The organism is Enterobacter sp. Y17 (genome assembly GCF_019730495.1).
Lineage (GTDB): Bacteria > Pseudomonadota > Gammaproteobacteria > Enterobacterales > Enterobacteriaceae > Enterobacter > Enterobacter asburiae_B.
Window position 1 is genome coordinate 1 of record NZ_JAASKP010000006.1, and the last position, 15648, is coordinate 15648.

Here is a 15648-nt window from a genome sequence, read left to right on the forward strand (position 1 = left end):
AGAAGTGAAACGCCGTAGCGCCGATGGTAGTGTGGGGTCTCCCCATGTGAGAGTAGGGAACTGCCAGGCATCAATTAAAAGAACCCCGTACCGCAAGGTGCGGGGTTTTTTGCTTTTGTTTTTCCCTCTCCCCCTTCTTGAAACTTTCTCACCTTCTTCTTGCAGACTCGACATTATGCCCGTTTCTGGGTATCGTTAGCTATCTGGATGTCTAAACGTTTATACGTATGCTGTGAGGATATTAAGTTATGCCGATTCGGGTGCAGGACGAGCTACCAGCCGTCAATTTCTTGCGTGAAGAAAACGTCTTCGTCATGACGGCTTCGCGTGCGACAGGTCAGGAAATTCGCCCGCTGAAGGTGCTTATTCTCAATCTGATGCCAAAAAAGATCGAAACAGAAAACCAGTTCCTGCGTCTTCTGTCGAACTCTCCGCTGCAGGTGGATATCCAGCTGCTGCGAATCGATGCCCGTGAATCACGTAACACGCCATCTGAGCATCTGAACAACTTCTACTGTAACTTCGATGACATTCAGGGGGAAAACTTCGACGGACTGATCGTGACCGGCGCGCCGCTTGGCCTGGTTGAATTTAACGATGTCGCCTACTGGCCGCAGATCAAACAGGTTCTGGAGTGGGCAAAAGATCACGTCACGTCTACCTTGTTTGTCTGTTGGGCGGTACAAGCCGCACTGAATATTCTTTATGGCATCCCCAAGCAAACCCGCACTGAAAAGCTCTCCGGCGTATACGAACACCATATTCTTCATCCACATGCGTTGCTGACGCGCGGTTTCGATGACTCTTTCCTGGCCCCGCATTCTCGCTACGCCGATTTCCCGGCCCAGCTGATTCGTGATTACACCGATCTGGAGATCCTGGCCGAAACGGAAGACGGAGATGCTTACCTGTTTGCCAGCAAGGATAAACGCATTGCTTTTGTGACCGGACATCCTGAGTACGATCCGCATACCCTCGCATCAGAGTATTACCGTGATGTCGAAGCGGGTCTTAATCCGGATGTACCGTACAACTATTTCCCGAAAGACGATCCGCAAAACAAACCGAGAGCAACCTGGCGCAGCCACGGAAATTTGCTTTTCACTAACTGGCTCAACTATTACGTCTACCAGATAACGCCATACGATCTGCGTCACATGAATCCGACGCTGGAGTAATCTTCTGCACTAAACGATCCTAAAGCGTTTCAGCTATTCAAATCAGGCACCTTCGGGTGCCTTTTTTATTTCCGAAATGCTGCTCACCATTCAATAAAAATTTAATTCCAATAAAATCATATAATTAATTTCAATTAACAATTAAAATGGAAATTGTTTTTGATTTTAGAAAAAATATAGATAGTCTTAATTCTGCTGAGCGAAAACTACCCAACGATCTTTCGTTCGCATCGGGGGCGTGATTTTGGATCTTTGATGAGGAGCAGAGTAATGACTCAACAGGCAACGACGGTCGATGAACTGGCCTTTACCCAGCCGTATGGTGAGCAAGAACAGCAGGTTTTGACGGCGGAAGCGGTAGAATTTCTCACTGAACTGGTGACCCGCTTTACGCCGCAGCGTAATAAGCTGCTGGCGGCACGCATTCATCAGCAGCAGGAAATTGACGATGGCAAGTTGCCTGGATTCATTTCGGAAACCGCTTCCATTCGTCGCGGTGAGTGGAAAATCCGCGGTATCCCTGAAGATTTACAGGATCGTCGCGTTGAGATCACCGGTCCGGTAGAGCGCAAAATGGTGATCAACGCCATGAACGCCAACGTTAAAGTCTTTATGGCCGATTTTGAAGACTCACTGGCGCCGGACTGGCGTAAGGTCATCGAGGGGCAGATTAACCTGCGCGACGCCGTGAACGGCACCATCAGCTATACCAACGAAGCCGGCAAAATTTACCAGCTCAAACCGAACCCTGCGGTGCTGATCTGTCGCGTACGCGGCCTGCACCTGCCTGAAAAACATGTCACCTGGCGTGGGGAAGCCATTCCGGGCAGCCTGTTTGATTTCGCGCTCTATTTCTTCCACAACTACAAGAACCTGCTGGCAAAAGGCAGCGGCCCTTATTTCTATCTGCCAAAAACGCAGGCCTGGCAAGAAGCGGCCTGGTGGAGCGAGGTCTTCAGCTATGCGGAAGATCGTTTCAACCTGCCGCGCGGCACCATCAAAGCCACGCTGCTGATTGAAACGCTGCCTGCCGTGTTCCAGATGAATGAAATTCTGCACGCCCTGCGCGACCACATTGTCGGCCTGAACTGCGGACGCTGGGACTATATTTTCAGCTACATCAAAACCCTGAAAAACTATCCCGACCGCGTGTTGCCGGATCGCCAGGTCGTGACCATGGATAAACCGTTCCTGAGCGCTTACTCGCGCCTGCTGATCAAAACCTGCCACAAGCGCGGCGCCTTTGCGATGGGCGGCATGGCGGCATTTATCCCGAGCAAAGACGCAGAACGCAACAATCAGGTGCTCAACAAGGTTAAAGCCGACAAAGAGCTTGAAGCCCGTAACGGTCACGACGGCACGTGGATTGCCCATCCCGGCCTGGCCGATACGGCGATGGAGGTCTTTAACCGCGTTCTCGGCGACAACAAAAACCAGCTGTTTGTCACGCGCGAAGACGATGCCCCAACGGCTGAAGAACAGCTGCTGGCACCGTGCGCGGGCGAGCGTACGGAAGAGGGCATGCGTGCCAATATCCGCGTCGCGGTCCAGTACATCGAAGCATGGATCTCCGGCAACGGCTGCGTACCTATCTACGGCCTGATGGAAGATGCCGCGACGGCGGAGATCTCACGTACCTCCATCTGGCAGTGGATCCACCATCAAAAAACGCTCAGCAACGGCAAACCGGTGACCAAGACCCTGTTCCGCCAGATGCTGGCCGAAGAGATGCGGGTGATCCAGGACGAGCTGGGCGAGCACCGCTTCAGCAGCGGACGTTTTGACGACGCCGCGCGCCTGATGGAGCAAATCACCACATCAGATGACTTAATCGACTTCCTGACCCTGCCGGGCTACCGCTTCCTGGCGTAACTCACCACATAACAATATGGAGCATCTGCACATGAAAACCCGTACCCAACAAATCGAAGAGTTGAAGAAAGAGTGGACACAGCCTCGCTGGGAAGGCATCCGCCGTCCTTACAGCGCGGAGGAAGTGGTGAAATTACGCGGCTCGGTCAATCCGGAATGCACGCTGGCACAGAACGGTGCGGCGAAAATGTGGAAGCTGCTGCACGGTGGCTCTAAAAAGGGCTACATCAACAGCCTCGGCGCGCTGACCGGCGGTCAGGCGCTGCAGCAGGCGAAGGCGGGTATTGAGGCGATTTATCTCTCCGGCTGGCAGGTCGCGGCGGACGCCAACCTGGCCTCCAGCATGTACCCGGATCAGTCGCTCTATCCGGCTAACTCCGTGCCGTCGGTGGTGGATCGGATCAACAATACCTTCCGCCGTGCAGATCAGATCCAATGGGCCGCTGGAATCGAACCTGGAGATCCGCGCTTTATTGACTACTTCCTGCCGATCGTCGCGGATGCGGAAGCGGGCTTCGGCGGCGTGCTGAACGCCTTCGAGCTGATGAAGTCGATGATTGAGGCCGGTGCAGCGGCCGTTCACTTCGAAGACCAGCTGGCGTCAGTGAAAAAATGCGGACACATGGGCGGTAAGGTGCTGGTTCCTACACAGGAAGCCGTACAGAAGCTGGTTGCCGCGCGTCTGGCCGCGGACGTGCTCGGCGTGCCGACGCTGGTGATTGCCCGTACCGATGCCGATGCGGCGGACCTGATCACCTCTGACTGCGACCCGTACGACAGCGAGTTCATCACCGGCGAGCGTACCAGTGAAGGCTTCTACCGCACCCATGCCGGCATTGAACAGGCGATCAGCCGCGGCCTGGCGTACGCGCCTTATGCGGACCTGGTCTGGTGTGAAACCTCCACGCCGGATCTGGCGCTGGCAAAACGCTTTGCCGACGCCATCCACGCGAAGTATCCGGGCAAACTGCTGGCCTATAACTGCTCGCCGTCCTTCAACTGGCAGAAAAAGCTGGATGACAAAACCATCGCCAGCTTCCAGCAGCAGCTGTCCGACATGGGCTACAAATACCAGTTCATTACCCTGGCCGGTATCCACAGCATGTGGTTCAACATGTTCGACCTGGCGCACGCCTATGCGCAGGGTGAGGGCATGAAGCACTACGTTGAGAAGGTGCAGCAGCCGGAGTTTGCGGCGGGCAAAGACGGTTACACCTTCGTGTCTCACCAGCAGGAGGTGGGAACCGGCTACTTTGACAATGTGACCACGATTATCCAGGGCGGAACCTCCTCCGTCACCGCCTTAACGGGTTCAACGGAAGAAGCACAGTTCTAAACTTTTCCCCCTCTCCCCTCTCGGGGAGAGGGTTGGGGTGAGGGGGAATATATGTCGCGTGGCCTGGAATTGCTGATTGCCCAAACTATTTTGCAGGGCTTCGATGCCCAGTATGGTCGTTTTCTTGAAGTGACATCCGGCGCGCAGCAGCGCTTCGAACATGCAGACTGGCATGCGGTTCAGCAGGCTATGAAGCAACGTATCCATCTCTATGACCACCACGTGGGTCTGGTGGTGGAGCAGCTGCGCTGTATTACCGACGGTAAAAGCCCGGACGCGGAATTTTTACTGCGCGTGAAAGAGCACTACACCCATTTGTTACCCGATTACCCGCGCTTCGAGATTGCGGAGAGCTTTTTCAACTCCGTCTATTGCCGGTTATTTGACCACCGCTCACTATCTCCTGAGCGGTTATTTATCTTCAGCTCCCAGCCCGAGCGACGCTTTCGAACCATTCCCCGTCCGCTGGCGAAAGATTTCTTTCCCGATCGCGGATGGGAAAAGCTCCTGCACCGCGTGCTAACGGATCTGCCGCTGCGCCTGCCCTGGGAGAATAAAACTCGGGATATCGGCTATATCCACGCCCATCTCAACGAAACCTTCGGCGCGGAGGTGCTCAGCCGCAGCCATTTGCAGGTGGCCAACGAGCTTTTCTACCGCAATAAAGCCGCCTGGCTGGTGGGCAAACTGGTTACGCCGACCGCCATTGTGCCGTTTCTGCTGCCGGTCCACCGTACCGACGACGGGGAACTGTTTGTCGATACCTGCCTGACCACCAGCGCCGAGGCCAGCATCGTGTTTGGCTTCGCCCGCTCCTATTTCATGGTGTACGCCCCGCTGCCTGCCGCGCTGGTGGAGTGGCTGCGTGAGATCCTGCCGGGCAAAACCACCGCCGAACTGTATATGGCCATTGGCTGCCAGAAGCACGCCAAAACGGAAAGCTACCGGGAGTACCTGCGCTATGTCACCGCGGCCGATGAGCAGTTTATCGAAGCGCCCGGCATTCGCGGTATGGTGATGCTGGTCTTTACGCTGCCGGGTTTCGACCGGGTTTTTAAGGTGATTAAAGACAGATTCGCACCGCAGAAAGAGATGACCGCCGCGCACGTTCGCGCCTGCTATCAGCTGGTTAAAGAGCACGACCGCGTCGGGCGCATGGCGGATACCCAGGAGTTCGAAAACTTTGTGCTGGATAAACAGCAGATCGACCCCGCGCTCATGGCGCTGTTACTGCAGGAAGCACCTGCGAAAATCACCGATCTTGGCGACAAAATTGCCATTAGCCATCTCTACATCGAACGCCGCATGGTGCCGCTGAATATCTGGCTTGAGCAGTCCGAAGGTCAGGCGCTGCGGGATGCCATTGAAGAATACGGCAACGCGATTCGCCAGCTTGCCGCCGCCAATATTTTCCCGGGCGACATGCTGTTTAAAAACTTCGGCGTCACCCGTCACGGGCGCGTGGTGTTCTACGATTACGACGAAATTTGCTACATGACCGAAGTGAATTTCCGCGATATACCACAGCCCCGCTACCCGGAAGACGAGCTTTCCGGCGAGCCGTGGTACAGCGTCTCGCCGGGCGATGTGTTTCCGGAGGAGTTTCGCCACTGGCTGTGCGCCGACCCGCGCATCGGGCCGCTATTCGAAGAGATGCATGAGGATCTATTCCGCGCCAGCTACTGGCGCGGGCTGCAAACGCGGATCAAAAACGGGCATGTCGAAGATGTGTACGCTTACCGCCGCAAGCAGAGGTTTTGCATTAGGTTTGCACCCTCTCTAGCAGGGTGAGGGCATCAGATTTTCTCCCTCTCCCTGCGGGAGAGGGCCGGGGTGAGGGCATCAGGCCGCACTCAATCTCAACGAATCCCACCGTACGCCAGCGTCACCTCTTTCGCCGCCTTAATCACCAGCGCGCCCAGCTCGGTCACGCGGTCGTCGGTCATCCGCGAAATGGGGCCGGAGATGGAGATGGCGGCAAACGGCTCGCGGTGCTCGTCAAAAATACAGGCCGCAAGGCAGCGCAGGCCCAGAGCATGTTCTTCATCATCAAACGAATAGCCGCGCTTGCGGGTCAGGGCCAGATCTTCTTTCAGATGCACGGGCGACACCAGCGTGGCGTGGGTATAGGCGTGCAGCCCTTTACGGTGCAGCAGTCCCGTCACCTGCTCTTCGCTCAGCTGCGAAAGAAACGCTTTCCCCGCCCCGGAGGCATGCATCGGCAGCTTGCCGCCAATCGGTGCGGACATGCGCATCAGCTGCGTGCACTGCACCTGGTCGATGATAATCGCCTGGTGGTCGCTCTGGTCCAGCACCGCCAGGTTTACGGTCTCGCCGGACTCCTCCATCAGCTTGCGCAGAATCGGGTGCACAATCGCCAGCAGGTTGCGGCTCTGCAGGAAGCTGCTGCCGACGATAAACGCATGCGCGCCCACCGCCCAGTGCCCCAGCTCGCCGACCTGGCGGACAAAGCCCAGCTGCTGCATGGTGGTCAGCAGGCGGTGCGTCGTGGAGTTTGGCAGGCCAGCCTGCTGGGCCAGCTCCGTCAGGGCCACGCTGCTGTGCGACTCGGCTATCCACTCCAGCAGCTTCAAACCGCGCGTGAGCGATTGAACCTGTCCGCCCTGTTGTGCGGCGGCGGTGGTGGCAGCAGGTTTTCTGCCGCGTTTAGCGGGAACGGTCGCGACCATGACGATCTCCTTTTTCTGTATCGTGGAAATCATTTTCGTTTTATTTGGTGAATTTGCAACCGTTATCCTGACTGATCGGAGGAGTGATGGTGAACATGTCTCATGTTACCGCTGTGCGGCTTTTCCACCCTGCGAGATTGTGCCAGTATGGAACGCAGCCTTTTGGCCTTGTTGAGCGTTGTCGGGAGCAAGTGTGAGCAGCAAAGTAGAGCAACTGCGTGCGCAGTTAAATGAACGAATTCTGGTACTGGACGGCGGCATGGGCACCATGATCCAGGGGTATCGTCTGAGTGAAGACGATTTCCGCGGCGAACGCTTTGCCGACTGGCCCTGCGACCTGAAAGGGAACAACGACCTGCTGGTGCTCAGCAAACCGTCCGTGATTAAAGATATCCACAACGCCTACTTCGAAGCGGGTGCGGATATCGTTGAAACCAACACATTCAACTCGACAACCATCGCCATGGCGGATTACCAGATGGAATCCCTGTCGGCGGAAATCAACCTGGAAGCCGCGAAGCTGGCGCGCGCCTGCGCCGACGAGTGGACGGCCCGCACGCCGGATAAGCCTCGCTACGTTGCCGGGGTGCTTGGCCCGACGAACCGCACCGCGTCGATTTCACCGGACGTCAACGACCCGGCGTTTCGTAATATCACCTTCGATCAGCTGGTCGCGGCCTACCGTGAATCGACCAAAGCGCTGGTGGAAGGCGGTTCCGATCTGATCCTGATTGAAACCGTATTCGACACCCTCAATGCCAAAGCCGCGATTTACGCGGTGAAAGAGGAGTTTGAAGCGCTCGGCGTTGACCTGCCGATCATGATTTCCGGCACCATCACCGACGCCTCCGGCCGTACCCTGTCCGGCCAGACAACCGAAGCGTTTTATAACTCCCTGCGCCACGCCGAAGCGCTCTCCTTTGGCCTGAACTGCGCGCTGGGGCCGGATGAACTGCGCCAGTACGTGCAGGAGCTTTCCCGTATCGCGGAATGCTATGTCACCGCCCACCCGAACGCCGGTCTGCCAAACGCGTTTGGTGAATACGATCTCGATGCCGACACCATGGCGGCGCAAATCCGCGAGTGGGCCGAGTCTGGCTTCCTGAACATCGTCGGCGGCTGCTGCGGCACCACGCCGGAGCATATCGCGGCTATGAGCAACGCCGTGGCCGGACTGCCGCCGCGCAAGCTGCCCGAGCTTCCGGTTGCCTGTCGTCTGTCCGGCCTGGAGCCGTTGACCATCGGCGACGACAGCCTGTTTGTGAACGTGGGTGAGCGTACTAACGTCACCGGTTCCGCAAAGTTCAAACGCCTGATTAAAGAAGAGAAGTACAGCGAAGCGCTGGACGTTGCCCGCCAGCAGGTAGAAAGCGGCGCGCAGATTATCGATATCAACATGGATGAGGGGATGCTCGACGCCGAAGCGGCGATGGTGCGTTTCCTCAACCTGATTGCCGGTGAGCCGGACATTGCCCGCGTGCCGATCATGATTGACTCCTCCAAGTGGGAAGTCATCGAAAAAGGGCTGAAGTGCATCCAGGGTAAAGGCATCGTCAACTCCATCTCGATGAAAGAGGGTGTCGATATCTTTATCCACCACGCGAAGATGGTCCGCCGCTACGGTGCCGCCGTGGTGGTGATGGCCTTTGACGAAGTGGGTCAGGCCGATACCCGCGAGCGCAAAATCGAGATTTGCCGCCGCGCGTACAAGATTTTGACCGAAGAGGTGGGCTTCCCGCCGGAAGACATTATCTTTGACCCGAATATCTTCGCCGTTGCGACCGGGATTGAAGAGCACAACAACTACGCCCAGGACTTTATCGGCGCATGTGAAGACATCAAGCGCGAGCTGCCGCATGCGCTGATCTCCGGCGGCGTATCGAACGTGTCGTTCTCGTTCCGCGGCAACGACCCGGTGCGTGAGGCGATCCACGCTGTGTTCCTCTACTACGCCATCCGCAACGGCATGGACATGGGGATCGTTAACGCCGGCCAGCTGGCGATTTACGACGACCTTCCTGCCGAGCTGCGCGACGCCGTCGAGGACGTGATCCTTAACCGCCGCGACGACGCCACCGAGCGCATGCTGGACCTGGCGGAGAAATACCGCGGCAGCAAATCGGATGAGGCGGCAAACGTTCAGCAGGCCGAGTGGCGTTCCTGGGACGTGAAAAAGCGCCTGGAATACTCGCTGGTCAAAGGCATCACCGAATTTATCGAGCTCGATACCGAAGAGGCGCGCCAGCAGGCAGCCCGCCCGATTGAGGTGATCGAAGGCCCGTTGATGGACGGCATGAACGTAGTCGGCGATCTGTTCGGTGAGGGCAAAATGTTCCTGCCGCAGGTGGTGAAATCCGCCCGCGTGATGAAGCAGGCAGTGGCCTATCTGGAGCCCTACATCGAAGCCAGCAAAGAGAAAGGCTCCAGCAACGGCAAGATGGTTATCGCCACCGTGAAGGGCGACGTGCACGACATCGGCAAGAACATCGTTGGCGTAGTGCTGCAGTGTAATAACTACGAGATTATCGACCTCGGCGTGATGGTCCCGGCGGACAAAATCCTCAAGACCGCGCGCGAAGTGAATGCCGACCTGATTGGCCTCTCCGGCCTGATTACGCCGTCGCTCGACGAAATGGTCAACGTGGCAAAAGAGATGGAGCGACAGGGCTTCACCATTCCGCTATTGATTGGCGGGGCGACCACCTCGAAAGCGCACACGGCGGTGAAAATCGAGCAGAACTACAGCGGCCCGACGGTCTACGTGCAGAACGCCTCGCGTACGGTGGGCGTGGTCTCCGCGCTGCTCTCCGACACCCAGCGCGATGACTTTGTGACGCGCACCCGCAAAGAGTACGAAACCGTTCGCATCCAGCACGGCCGTAAGAAGCCGCGCACCCCGCCTGTTTCGCTGCAGGCGGCGCGCGACAACGATCTGGCCTTCGACTGGTCCAGCTACACGCCGCCGGTCGCACACCGTCTGGGCGTGCAGGACGTGACGGCCAGCATCGAGACGCTGCGCAACTACATCGACTGGACGCCGTTCTTTATGACCTGGTCGCTGGCGGGCAAATATCCGCGCATCCTGGAAGACGAGGTGGTTGGCGAGGAGGCGAAGCGCCTGTTTAAAGATGCCAACGATATGCTCGACACGCTGAGCGCAGAGAAAAGCCTCAACCCGCGCGGCGTGGTGGGCCTGTTCCCGGCGAACCGCGTGGGCGACGACATCGAAATCTATCGCGATGAAACCCGCACCCACGTGCTGGCGGTCAGCCGCCATCTGCGCCAGCAAACCGAGAAAGTGGGCTTTGCCAACTACTGCCTGGCCGATTTCGTCGCGCCGAAGCTGAGTGGTAAAGCCGACTATATCGGCGCCTTTGCGGTGACCGGCGGTCTGGAGGAAGACGCGCTGGCGGACGCGTTCGAAGCGCAGCACGATGATTACAATAAAATCATGGTGAAAGCGATTGCCGACCGCCTGGCGGAAGCCTTCGCCGAGTACCTCCACGAGCGCGTGCGTAAGGTGCACTGGGGCTACGCGGCGAATGAAAACCTCAGCAATGAGGATCTTATCCGCGAAAACTACCAGGGCATTCGCCCGGCGCCGGGCTATCCGGCCTGTCCGGAGCACACCGAAAAAGGCACCATCTGGAAGCTGCTGGACGTGGAAACCCATACCGGGATGAAGCTCACCGAGTCGTTCGCCATGTGGCCAGGCGCGTCCGTTTCCGGCTGGTACTTCAGCCATCCGGACAGCAAGTACTTTGCCGTGGCGCAGCTGCAGCGGGATCAGATTGAAGATTATGCCCTGCGCAAAGGCATGAGCGTGTCTGAAGTGGAGCGCTGGCTGGCGCCTAATCTCGGCTACGACGCCGACTAAAATCACTTTTCCTTACAACAAACAGGGCGCTCATTGGGCGCCCTGTCTCTTTCTTACGTTTAAACCCTTATACTGAACCTATGGAAAACGAATAACGATAAGGAGGAAAACCTTCCGTGCTGACGTTGTTACACCTGCTCTCTGCAGTCGCACTGCTCGTATGGGGCACTCATATCGTCCGTACCGGCGTGATGCGCGTATTTGGCGCGCGCTTACGTACCGTTCTCAGCAGCAGCGTTGAGAAGAAGCCGCTCGCTTTCTGCGCGGGCATTGGCGTAACGGCACTGGTTCAGAGCAGTAACGCCACGACCCTGCTTGTCACCTCCTTTGTGGCGCAGGATCTGGTGGCGCTGGCCCCGGCGCTGGTGATTGTGCTGGGTGCGGATGTAGGTACCGCGCTGATGGCGCGTGTTCTGACCTTCGATCTCTCCTGGCTGTCGCCGCTGCTGATTTTTCTCGGCGTCATCTTCTTCCTCGGCCGCAAACAGACGCGCGCCGGGCAGCTCGGGCGCGTAGGAATTGGCCTCGGGCTGATCCTGCTGGCGCTGGAGCTGATTGTGCAGGCGGTCACGCCAATCACCGAGGCCAATGGCGTTCAGGTCGTCTTCGCCTCCCTGACCGGGGACATCATGCTGGACGCGCTCATTGGCGCGGTGTTTGCTATCGTCAGCTACTCCAGCCTGGCGGCGGTCCTGCTGACGGCCACGCTTACCGCCGCAGGGGCGATCTCTTTCCCGGTAGCGCTGTGTCTGGTGATCGGGGCCAACCTCGGCTCCGGCCTGCTGGCGATGCTTAACAACAGCGCGGCCAATGCTGCCGCCCGCCGCGTGGCGCTGGGCAGCCTGCTGTTTAAGCTGGTGGGCAGCCTGATTATCCTGCCCTTTATCCACCCGCTGGCGAACCTGATGGACAATCTCCCGCTGCCGAAGGCGGAGCTGGTGATCTACTTCCACGTGTTCTACAACCTGGTGCGCTGCCTGGCGATGGTGCCTTTTGCCGGGCCGATGGCCCGCTTCTGCGAGCGTCTCATTCAGGACGAGCCTGAGCTGGATGCGCGCCTGAAGCCGAAGCACCTGGATACGTCCGCGCTGGATACTCCGGCGCTGGCGCTGGCGAATGCCGCGCGCGAGACGCTGCGTATGGGCGACGCAATGGAAACCATGCTCGAAGGCCTGCAAAAGGTGATGCACGGCGAGCCGCGTGAAGAGAAAGAACTGCGCAGACTGGCGGACGATATCAACGTGCTCTATACCGCCATTAAGCTTTACCTGGCGCGTATGCCGCAGGACGAGCTGGCGGAAGAGGAGTCCCGCCGCTGGGCGGAAATCATCGAGATGTCGCTTAACCTTGAGCAGGCCTCGGATATCGTGGAGCGTATGGGCAGCGAGATCGCCGACAAATCCCTTGCCGCGCGTCGTGCGTTTTCAGGTGAAGGCCTGAAGGAGCTGGAAGCGCTGCACGAACAGCTGGTCAGCAACCTCAAGCTGGCGATGCTGGTCTTCTTCTCCAGCGACGTGCCGAGCGCGCGCCGCCTGCGCCGCAACAAGCATCGTTTCCGTATTCTGAACCGTCGCTACTCGCACGCCCACGTTGAGCGTCTGCACCAGCAGAACGTGCAGAGTATCGAAACCAGTTCGCTGCACTTGGGGCTGCTGGGGGATATGAAGCGTCTCAACTCGTTGTTCTGCGCGGTGGCTTACAGCGTGATGGAACAGCCGGATGAAGACGACGAGCGGGATGAGTATTAATCTCCAGCGTGTTTGATTGTTAGCCCAAGACCCAATGCTTTCATGACCGCCAGAGTGGTTTTAAGCGTTGGGTTTCCTTTATCACTGAACGATCGATACAGTTGCTCTCGTGATAGGCCAGTTTGCTGTGAAATGGTCGACATTCCTTTCGCTCGCGCGATGACGCCCAGAGCTTTAGCAATATACGCTGAATCGCCCGTTTCTAAGGCATCAGCCATAAACACGGCGATTTCCTCGTCATCCACCAGCGCATTGGCTGGATCGTAGGGTGTTAATTTATGCATGCTCATTCACTCCTGCCATTGGGATTGCTCAGCATTTTTGCCATAAGTATGTCTCTGGCCTGGCTGCTTTTGTCACCACCACACAACAGCACGATGATGCAATTGCCCTGGTCTTTAAAATAGATTCTGTAGCCCGGACCATAGTGGATCCTCAGCTCACTTATACCTTCGCCCACGGGTTTAATGTCGCCCGCTAAACCATTTGCCAACCGAAAGAGGCGGGAAGCGATAATGGTTTTCGCTCGCCGATCTTTTAAGTTTTGCTCCCAGCGTTGGAAGGATTCTGTCTGAACGATCTCCTTCATATTACTCCATGTGATTTATAAACTACAAATAATTGTCTCTGTAGAGTAAAGCTAAAAGGAGTTAGCTCAAGGATAAATGGCCTGACGCTAAATCCTGAAAGCGTCTCGCAAAATAAAAAACCCGTCTCAGTAACCGTCGGCTAATCTTTTTTTCCAGCCCATACCTAAGGTATATTTCGCCCTTCACAGGAGAAACTATGCTGCCAACTCAATCAACCCGATTAAACAAATACATTAGCGAGAGCGGGATCTGCTCACGTCGCGAGGCTGACCGTTACATTGAACAGGGTAACGTGTTTCTTAACGGCAAACGCGCCACCATCGGCGACCAGGTGGTCCCTGGCGATGTGGTTAAAGTGAATGGTCAGGTCATCGAACCGCGTGATGCTGAAGACCTGGTGTTTATCGCGTTGAACAAACCGGTTGGTATTGTCAGCACCACGGAAGACGGTGAGCGGGACAACATCGTTGATTTCGTGAACCACAGCAGCCGTATCTTCCCGATTGGCCGTCTGGATAAAGACTCTCAGGGGCTGATTTTCCTCACCAACCACGGCGATCTGGTCAACAAAATTCTGCGTGCCGGTAACGATCACGAGAAAGAGTACATTGTGACGGTAAATAAGCCGGTTACGGACGAATTTATTCGTGGCATGGGCGCCGGGGTGCCGATCCTCGGTACCGTCACGAAAAAGTGTAAGGTGAAGAAAGAAGCACCGTTCGCGTTCCGCATTACGCTGGTGCAGGGCTTAAACCGCCAGATCCGCCGTATGTGCGAGCACTTCGGTTATGAAGTGACGAAGCTGGAACGCACGCGCATCATGAACGTCAGCCTGTCCGGCATCCCGCTGGGCGAATGGCGCGATTTAACGGATGACGAGCTGATTGAACTCTTCAAGCTTATCGAGAATTCCTCGTCCGAAGCGAAGCCGAAGGCCAAAGCCAAACCGAAAACCCAGGCGATTAAGCGCCCGGTGGTGAAGGCGCCTCAGGCGGAAGATAAGGGGCGAGGCAAGCCGGGTAATGGAAAACGCTTTACCCAGCCGGGGCGCAAAAAGAAAGGGCGCTGATTAGCGCCTTCCACGGGTAGACGTTGTGGCGGACCAGGAAAAGGTCGCCTCTGCATCGGGTTTATAAGCCTGCTCTTTTTTCAGCTTGCGGGCTTTTTTCGCCGCGGCGTCACGCTGCGCCATCAGCTTATCGATGTACTCTTTTTTCACCTGATTGGTTTCGGCGTTCGTCAGCGTGCGGCCATGTGCGATTCGGGCGCGGTCGAGAAGCGTTTTCAGTTCGCGCTGCTCGGCTTCCGTCATGTCTTTCTGGGTCAAACGTGGTGTAGCCATTGCTGAAGCCTCCTGATAGAGAGGCTTCAGTGTAAAGCAAGCTGCGTAAATTAACCCTGCTTCACCGCATCTTTTTTCGTTTGTTCATCAATCGGTTTGCCGGACCAGTAGCCCGCCAGCAGCGAGCCGGAGAGGTTATGCCAGACGGAGAACAGCGCGCCGGGCAGGGCCGCCAGCGGGGAGAAGTAAATTTTACCGAGCGCCGCCGCCAGGCCGGAGTTCTGCATGCCTACCTCGATTGCCAGCGTGCGGCAGGTAGATTCGTCAAAACCAAACAGCTTCCCGCCCCAGTAGCCGCCCAGCAGGCCAATAGTGTTATGCAGCACCACGGCGATGATCACGATAAAGCCCACGGAAGCAATGTGCGATGCGGAACCCGCCACCACAGCGCTGATGATCGCCAGAATGCAGACCATCGAAAACGCGGGCAGGTAGGGCTCAACGGCCTTCACAACGCGCGGGAAAAGATGGTGAATGACCAGCCCCAGCGCAATCGGGATCACCACAATCTGCAGAATACTGAGCAGCATGCCCGTCACGTCCACCTGAATATGCGCGTCCACGTACAGGCGAGTTAACAGCGGCGTGGCAACGACGCCAACCAGCGTTGAAACGGAAGAGACGGTGACGGAGAGCGCCACATCTCCTTTTGCCAGGTAGATCATGACGTTGGAGGCCGTGCCGCTGGCCACGCTGCCCACCAGCACCATCCCGGCGGAAAGATCGGGCGGCATCTTAAAAGCCATCGCCAGCAGCCACGCCGCAAGCGGCATCACCAGATAGTGCAGGAAGATCCCTGCCGCGACGGGCGCAGGGCGAGACAGCACGCGTTTAAAGTCGTCGATTTTCAGATGCACGCCCATACCGAACATGATCAGCATCAGCAGCGTGGCGACCCACGGACCAATGCCCGTGAACGTGGCGGGGGTGTAATACGCGAGTACGGAGAGCAGCAGCGCCCATAACGGGAACAGCCGCGTAACGGCGGATAACATAGTGGATTCCTTGCAGTATT

The 15648-nt window shown here is 57.2% G+C and carries 12 protein-coding genes; 7 read left to right on the plus strand and 5 right to left on the minus strand.

Translation table 11 applies throughout. The annotated features are described in order from the left end of the window. Window positions 1-248: 248 nt before the first annotated feature. The 4 genes from metA (at window position 249) to aceK (ending at window position 6177) form a co-directional block, all read left to right on the plus strand. Window positions 249-1178 (plus strand): homoserine O-succinyltransferase, encoded by a 930-nt coding sequence (gene metA / locus HCH49_RS19390; RefSeq protein ID WP_064673012.1) that lies wholly within the window; start codon window positions 249-251, stop codon window positions 1176-1178. Between the two features lie 270 nt (window positions 1179-1448). Then, a complete protein-coding gene (gene aceB / locus HCH49_RS19395) occupies window positions 1449-3050 on the plus strand; it encodes a malate synthase A (protein WP_039264171.1) in 1602 nt (533 codons plus the stop codon). A gap of 31 nt (window positions 3051-3081) precedes the next feature. Continuing rightward, window positions 3082-4386, plus strand: a complete 1305-nt coding sequence (gene aceA / locus HCH49_RS19400) for an isocitrate lyase (protein ID WP_024906665.1) — start codon at window positions 3082-3084, stop codon at window positions 4384-4386. A gap of 51 nt (window positions 4387-4437) precedes the next feature. Beyond that, on the plus strand, window positions 4438-6177 hold the full coding sequence (gene aceK, locus HCH49_RS19405; RefSeq protein WP_221703248.1) for a bifunctional isocitrate dehydrogenase kinase/phosphatase: 1740 nt from the start codon (window positions 4438-4440) through the stop codon (window positions 6175-6177). A 68-nt stretch (window positions 6178-6245) separates the two neighbouring features. Here the strand turns inward: aceK and iclR are convergent, their stop codons facing one another. Next, a complete protein-coding gene (iclR, locus tag HCH49_RS19410) occupies window positions 6246-7076 on the minus strand; it encodes a glyoxylate bypass operon transcriptional repressor IclR (protein WP_045888359.1) in 831 nt (276 codons plus the stop codon). 193 nt (window positions 7077-7269) lie between these two features. Between iclR and metH the strand changes: the two genes are divergently transcribed. Beyond that, a complete protein-coding gene (gene metH, locus HCH49_RS19415) occupies window positions 7270-10953 on the plus strand; it encodes a methionine synthase (RefSeq protein WP_221703249.1) in 3684 nt (1227 codons plus the stop codon). A gap of 116 nt (window positions 10954-11069) precedes the next feature. Then, entirely contained in the window at window positions 11070-12701 is a 1632-nt protein-coding gene (locus HCH49_RS19420; RefSeq protein WP_221703251.1) for a Na/Pi cotransporter family protein, read from the plus strand. On the opposite strand, the gene HCH49_RS19425 is transcribed toward HCH49_RS19420, so the two are convergent. Next, the gene (locus tag HCH49_RS19425) at window positions 12698-12985 is read right to left on the minus strand and encodes an addiction module antidote protein (RefSeq protein ID WP_033144375.1); all 288 of its coding nucleotides are present in this window, start codon (window positions 12983-12985) and stop codon (window positions 12698-12700) included. The genes HCH49_RS19420 and HCH49_RS19425 overlap by 4 nt on opposite strands. A gap of 2 nt (window positions 12986-12987) precedes the next feature. Beyond that, the gene (locus HCH49_RS19430) at window positions 12988-13290 is read right to left on the minus strand and encodes a type II toxin-antitoxin system RelE/ParE family toxin (protein ID WP_033144376.1); all 303 of its coding nucleotides are present in this window, start codon (window positions 13288-13290) and stop codon (window positions 12988-12990) included. A 197-nt stretch (window positions 13291-13487) separates the two neighbouring features. On the opposite strand from HCH49_RS19430, the gene rluF reads away from it, so the two are divergent. Continuing rightward, window positions 13488-14360, plus strand: coding sequence for a 23S rRNA pseudouridine(2604) synthase RluF (rluF, locus tag HCH49_RS19435; RefSeq protein ID WP_023309993.1), 873 nt, complete (start codon window positions 13488-13490; stop codon window positions 14358-14360). On the opposite strand, the gene HCH49_RS19440 is transcribed toward rluF, so the two are convergent. Together HCH49_RS19440 and panS are read right to left on the minus strand one after the other, a co-directional pair. After that, the gene (locus HCH49_RS19440) at window positions 14361-14633 is read right to left on the minus strand and encodes a DUF3811 domain-containing protein (RefSeq protein WP_023309994.1); all 273 of its coding nucleotides are present in this window, start codon (window positions 14631-14633) and stop codon (window positions 14361-14363) included. Window positions 14634-14683: 50 nt separating this feature from the next. Then, window positions 14684-15628 carry a ketopantoate/pantoate/pantothenate transporter PanS gene (gene panS, locus HCH49_RS19445; protein WP_087823758.1) on the minus strand — a complete coding sequence of 315 codons (945 nt, stop codon included), beginning with the start codon at window positions 15626-15628 and terminating at the stop codon, window positions 14684-14686. Window positions 15629-15648: the final 20 nt, after the last annotated feature.

Bases quoted from the DNA above. Each gene is read 5' to 3' on its own strand.
- aceA (WP_024906665.1), top strand. From the start codon at position 3,082: ATGAAAACCCGTACCCAACAAATCGAAGAGTTGAAGAAAGAGTGGACA.
- metA (WP_064673012.1), top strand. From the start codon at position 249: ATGCCGATTCGGGTGCAGGACGAGCTACCAGCCGTCAATTTCTTGCGT.
- HCH49_RS19440 (WP_023309994.1), bottom strand. From the start codon at position 14,633: ATGGCTACACCACGTTTGACCCAGAAAGACATGACGGAAGCCGAGCAG.
- aceB (WP_039264171.1), top strand. From the start codon at position 1,449: ATGACTCAACAGGCAACGACGGTCGATGAACTGGCCTTTACCCAGCCG.
- panS (WP_087823758.1), bottom strand. From the start codon at position 15,628: ATGTTATCCGCCGTTACGCGGCTGTTCCCGTTATGGGCGCTGCTGCTC.
- aceK (WP_221703248.1), top strand. From the start codon at position 4,438: ATGTCGCGTGGCCTGGAATTGCTGATTGCCCAAACTATTTTGCAGGGC.
- rluF (WP_023309993.1), top strand. From the start codon at position 13,488: ATGCTGCCAACTCAATCAACCCGATTAAACAAATACATTAGCGAGAGC.
- iclR (WP_045888359.1), bottom strand. From the start codon at position 7,076: ATGGTCGCGACCGTTCCCGCTAAACGCGGCAGAAAACCTGCTGCCACC.
- HCH49_RS19430 (WP_033144376.1), bottom strand. From the start codon at position 13,290: ATGAAGGAGATCGTTCAGACAGAATCCTTCCAACGCTGGGAGCAAAAC.
- HCH49_RS19425 (WP_033144375.1), bottom strand. From the start codon at position 12,985: ATGCATAAATTAACACCCTACGATCCAGCCAATGCGCTGGTGGATGAC.